Genomic DNA, 4995 nt, shown 5'->3' on the forward strand with positions numbered 1-4995 from the left:
CCCGATGACCAGCGGCACACTGTGGCCACGGTGACTCGCCACCGCGGGACGAGCGAAGTCGAACGGCAGCTCCAACTCCTCCGGCGCACCTTCCAAGGCCTTGCGCCAGTAGGAGACCTGGCGTGACAGCAGGCTGCCGGGGTCCTGCTCGTCACCGAGCAGCTCGCGCTGCCAGAGGGCGTAGTCCGCGTACTGGACGGGCAGCGGCTCCCAGTCGGGCACGCGGCCGGCACACCGCGCTTCGTACGCCACGGACAGGTCACGGGCCAGCGGACCCATCGACCAGCCGTCACCGACGATGTGATGCATGGCCACGACCAGGACGTGCTCGTTCGGCCCGTGCGTGAACAGCGATGCCCTGAAGGGGACTTCGGCCGACAGGTCGAAGACATGGTCCTGGGCCCGGGCGACCTCACCGGCCAGCTCCTCCGGTGTCACCTCCACCACCGGCAGTTCCCACGGGAGCTCGTCCGGTTCCAGAATGCGCTGGTGGGGTTCGCCGTCTGACACTGCGAACACCGTGCGCAGCACCTCGTGCCGTGCGACGACGTCCCGGAACGCCGCCTCCAGGGCCGCGAGGTCAAGGGGGCCGGCCAGTCTCAGCACCGCGGGGATGTTGTAGGTCGGGCTCGGGCCTTCCAGCTGGTGGACGAACCACAGCCGGCTCTGCGCGAACGACAGCGGCACCCGCTCCGGACGCTCCCCGGCCGTCAGTGCCACCCGTGCCGAACCCGCCGCCGCCAGCCGGGCTGCCAGACCCGCCACCGTCGGCGCCTCGAACAGGACGCGCAGGGGCAGCTCGACACCCAGCACCGAGCGGATCCGGCTCACCAGCCGCACCGCGAGCAGCGAGTGACCGCCCAGCCGGAAGAAGTCGTCGTCGACTCCCAGGTTCTCGATCCCGAGGACCTGCCGGAAGATCCCGCACAGGATCTCCTCGGTCGGGCCGGAAGGCGCTCGGCCGTGCGTCGATCCGGTGCTGTAGTCGGGGGCGGGCAGGGCCTTGCGGTCCAGCTTGCCGTTCACGGTCAGCGGCAGCGCGTCGATGACGACAACGACGGACGGCACCATGTGGTCCGGCAGCTGTTCGCCCACGTACGCGGGCAGGAGCGTGGCCGGCCCGCCGTCCCCGCCGGCCTCCGCGGCGGCGACCGCGGCGGAGTCGACGAGCACTACGTAGGCGATCAGTCGCCGCTCACCGGCCGGGTCCTCGCCGGTGACCACGGCGGCCTGGGCGACGAGCGGGTGGCTGGTGAGAACGGCCTCGATCTCCCCGGGCTCGATGCGGAAGCCCCGCATCTTCACCTGGTCGTCGACCCGGGCCATGTACTCGAGGTTGCCGTCCTCGCGCCATCGCACCAGGTCTCCGGTCCGGTACAGCCTCGATCCCGCCGGGCCGAACGGGTCGGCCACGAACCGCTCCGCCGTCAGACCGGGTCGCCGCAGATAACCACGGGCCAGTCCCGTACCGGCCACGTACAGTTCGCCGACCGCGCCGACCGGCACAGGTGACAGGGATCCGTCCAGGACGTACACGCGGGTGTTGACGATGGGTGTGCCGATCGGCACCTCTTCCCCCCCGGGGCGGCATTCCCACACGGTGGCGTCGATCGTGGTCTCCGTCGGACCGTAGGAGTTGAACATCGACCTGCCGGGGGCCCAGCGCGCCAGGAGTTCCGGCGGGCAGGCCTCGCCGCCCACGTCGATGATCACGTCCTCGGCGATCGAGCCCTCGTCCATGGTGGCCAGCACCGCGGGCGGGAACGCCACATGTGTCAGCCGCTGCTCCGCGATGAACTCCGCCAGTTCCGCGCCGAGGCGGCGGCTCGTCGGCACGACCACCAGCGTCGCGCCGGACAGCAGGGTCAGGGCCCACTCCGAGCAGAACATGTCGAAGCCGATCGACGCGAACTGCAGCATCCGGGTGCCCGGTCCGACCCCGCCGGGGTACCGGCGGGCCAGGGCCGCCGCCGTGTTGGCCAGTCCCCCGTGCGTCACGACCACGCCCTTCGGGCGGCCCGTGGAGCCCGAGGTGTAGATGACGTACGCCGGATGCGAGGGCAGCAGCTCCACCCGTTCGGCGCCGTGCAGGTTCCCGGTGGGCAGTTCCGCCAGTTCGCCGGTCACTTCCAGCGAGTCGAGGACCACCAGCTCGACGCCCGACTCCCCTACGAGCCCGGCGGTGCCCGACGCGGCCAGCACCACGGCCGGCGTGGCGTCCTGAAGCATGTAGGCGACGCGTTCCGCCGGGTAGTCCGGGTCGACGGACAGGTAGGCGCCACCGGCCTTGAGGACGCCCAGCACCGCCGCCATCATGTCGGCGCCCCGCTCCAGCATCACCGCGACGACCGAATCGGGCCTGACGCCACGACCGGTCAGCAGCCGGGCGAGCCTGTTCGCCCGGGCGTTCAGTTCGGCGTACGACACGTCGGTGCCGTCGCCGGCGACTGCCACCGCGTCCGGGGTCCGCAGCGCGTGACCCTCGAAGAGCTCCACCACCGACTTGCCGGGGAGTTCGGCCGCGGTCTCGTTCCAGTCCCCGAGGACGCGGCGGCGCAGCGCCTCGTCCAGCACCTGGACGGTACCGAGCGACGGGTCCGGGCCGCCGGCCAGGACGCCCTCGAGCACGGCGACCAGGTTCTCCACCGCGGTCCGGAGCAGTGCGGCCACCGCATCGGGATCGATCGGTGTCACCGCGTCCACGACCAGCTCGAAGCCGTCACCGTCGTCGTCGATGTCCACGGTCAGTGGGTAGTTGGTGCGTTCCCTCGAGAACACCACCTCCACACCGTCCAGCGCGGTGGCGTCCAGCCGCCTGCCGTCCGTGGTGTGCCGGTAGTTGAGGATCGAGGTGAACAGCGGCACTTCCGTCGGCACACCGCTGGCCTGCTGTGCGACCGCCAGTGAGGCGTGCTCGTGCTCCATCAGCCCGGCCAACTGCGCCCGCATGGCGCCGACCGCCGCCTGGACACCCGTGCTGTCCACCCGTGCGCGTACAGGCAGCGTGTTCAGGAAGGGCCCCGCCACCCGGCCCGCCCCGGCTCCCGCGTTCATCCGGCCGAGCAGCACCGTGCCGAACACGACGTCGTCCCGGCCGCTGACCGCCGCCAGCGTACGGGCCCAGGCCACGTGCAGCAGGGTCGCGGGACTGGCACCCAGCCGCCGCGAGACTTCTCGGAGCCGCCCGGCGACTGACGCCTCCAGTTCCGCCCGTGCCTGAACCGCGGCGGCGCCGTCCCCTCGCACGTCCACCAGCCCGAAGGGTGCGGTGGGCTCGGTGACGTCGCCGAGCAGGTCGGTGAAGAACCGCTCGTGCTCGGACTGCGCCACCCCGCGCGCCTGCGCGACGAAGTCCCGGAACGGCAGCGGCTCGGGAAGCTCGTCGCCCCGACCGTCGAGGAACGCCCGCACCTCCGACAACACCACGGCCATGGCCATGTGGTCCTGCACGATGTGATGAGCCCGGAGCAGTGCCAGCCAGCGGCCGGTGTCCGGCTCCGCCGCCGCGTGCACGTCGATCAGCGGTGCCCGGCGCAGATCGATCGACCGGCCGCCGATCGCCATCAGCTCGGCTTCCGGGTCCGTGGTGTGCGGGTCCAGTCGGACTTCGGTGACGGGCAGGACGGCGTGACGGCGCACGACCTGGACCGGCTCGCGCAGACCCTCCCAGACGATGCCGGTACGGAACACGTCATGCCGGTCGACGACCCGCTGCAGCGCGCCCAGGAACGCGTCCAGCCGCTCACGCGAGTCGAACTTCAACACCCGCGGCATGACGTACGCGTCCTCGCCGCCGTCGGCGAGGAGGTGGTGGAAGAGCAGACCCTCCTGCAGGGGAGCGAGGGGATAGATGTCGGCGACGTTGGCCGCACCGCCCTCGACGTCCGCGACGATTCGCGTGATCTCGGGCGTGGACAGCTCGACGAGAGTCAGCATCTCCGGCGTGATCTCGCCGGCACCGTCCGGGATGCCGTTCGGCGGCACGGCAACCGCTTCCCTGCCTCCGGCAGCGCCCGCGGTGGTGGCAGCGCCCGCGGCCGCTGCAAGCCCGGCCGGGGTCGGCGCGTCGAACAGCGCCCGCACCGACACCGTCACGCCCTGGGCGCGCAAGCGTTCCGCCAGCGAGACGGCGAGCAGTGAATGCCCACCCAGCCGGAAGAAATCGTCGTCCACACCCACGCTCTCCAGGCCGAGGATTTCGGCGAAAGCAGCGCACAGGATTTCCTCACGGGCGTTGGCCGGCCCACGGCTGCTGGTAGCGGTGTGTTCGGGGGCGGGCAAGGCCCTGCGGTCCAGCTTGCCGTTCACGGTCACCGGGAGCTCGTCAAGGACGACGACGGCGGACGGAACCATGTACTCCGGGAGCCGACTCGCGGCGAACCGCCAAATGCTATCGGTGACTTCGGGTGCCTCACCGCCGACGACGACGTAGGCGACCAGACGGGTGTCTGCCGGGATGTCCTCGCGGGCGATCACCGCGGCCTGAACGACCAGCGGATGCGCGGCGATCACCGCCTGGACCTCACCCGGCTCGATCCGGAAACCACGGATCTTCACCTGGTCGTCCGCCCGGCCCAGATACTCCAGCTCACCGGACGCGTTCCACCGCACCCGGTCCCCGGTCCGATACATCCGCCCACCGGACCCACCGAACGGACACGCCACAAAACGCTCAGCCGTCAGCGCGGGGCGGTCGGCGTAACCACGGGCCAACTGCACGCCCGCCAGGTACAACTCACCGACCACACCCACCGGGACGGGCGAAAGCTGTGCGTCCAGCACGTACACCCGGGTGTTGGCCACCGGCCGGCCGATCGGCACCACACCACTGTTCACGAAGCCCGGGTCGCACTCCCACGACGTGACGTCCACCGAGGCCTCGGTGGGGCCGTACAGGTTATGCAGCTCCACCGACTCGAAGACTTCGAAGAACCGCCGCACCACATGAGGCGGCAACGCCTCACCACTGCACACCACCCGCCGCAGCCCACCACA

1 protein-coding gene is annotated in these 4995 nt (G+C 71.1%); it reads right to left on the minus strand.

What is annotated here, in order from left to right; translation table 11 throughout:
- Positions 1–4986 (minus strand): amino acid adenylation domain-containing protein (locus ACFY4A_RS42245; protein ID WP_390834626.1); only part of this gene is annotated, 4986 nt, incomplete at its 3' end.
- Between the last annotated feature and the right edge of the window lie 9 nt (positions 4987–4995).

Source organism: Streptomyces sp. NPDC001292 (assembly GCF_042896465.1).
Classification (GTDB): domain Bacteria; phylum Actinomycetota; class Actinomycetes; order Streptomycetales; family Streptomycetaceae; genus Streptomyces.